The 726-nt window shown below is 61.4% G+C and carries 1 protein-coding gene and 1 pseudogene; both read left to right on the top strand.

The window, feature by feature from the left end:
* Window positions 1–60: 60 nt before the first annotated feature.
* Window positions 61–446, top strand: a pseudogene (locus tag X744_RS1000000176355) (DnaA/Hda family protein); the annotation flags it as partial.
* Window positions 444–726 (top strand): helix-turn-helix domain-containing protein (locus tag X744_RS1000000176350; protein ID WP_348626187.1); only part of this gene is annotated, 283 nt, incomplete at its 3' end. The pseudogene X744_RS1000000176355 and the gene X744_RS1000000176350, both read left to right, overlap by 3 nt.

Raw genomic sequence — 726 nt, 5'->3', positions numbered from 1 at the left:
AAGACTCACCTGCTGCAGGCCATCGCGGCGGAATCGCTGAAGCAGAACCCGAAGTCACGCGTGGTCTACCTCACCGCGGAGTATTTCATGTGGCGCTTCGCCACGGCGATCCGCGACAACAACGCACTGACGCTCAAGGAGCAGTTGCGCGACATCGATCTCTTGATCATCGACGACATGCAATTCCTGCAGGGCAAATCGATCCAGCATGAATTCTGTCATCTGATCAACATGCTGCTCGACAGCGCCAAGCAGGTCGTCGTTGCCGCCGACCGTCCACCGTCGGAGCTGGAATCCCTCGAACCGCGGGTCCGCTCGNCGAAATGTCGGCGCCCGATTTCGCCATGCGGCTCGGCATGCTCAAACTGCGTCTGGCCACGGCCAGGATCGACGATGCATCGCTGGGCATTTCCGAAGAGATCCTCAACCACGTTGCCCGGACCGTGACCGGCAGCGGACGTGAACTGGAGGGCGCCTTCAACCAGCTCCTGTTTCGCCAGTCGTTCGAGCCGCAGATCACCATCGATCGCATCGACGAGATCCTCGGCCACATCTATCGCACGGGCGAGCCGAAGCGGGTCCGCATCGAGGACATCCAGCGCATCGTGGCGCGCCACTACAACGTCTCGAAGACGGAATTGCTGTCCAATCGGCGCACGCGCACCATCGTCAAGCCGCGACAGGTCGCCATGTATCTGTCGAAGGTGATGACGCCGCGCTCGCTGC

The organism is Mesorhizobium sp. LNHC252B00, from assembly GCF_000502955.1.
Taxonomy (GTDB): domain Bacteria; phylum Pseudomonadota; class Alphaproteobacteria; order Rhizobiales; family Rhizobiaceae; genus Mesorhizobium.
The sequence above is the reverse complement of the archived record's forward strand: the minus strand, read 5'-3'. Positions and strand labels throughout refer to the sequence as shown.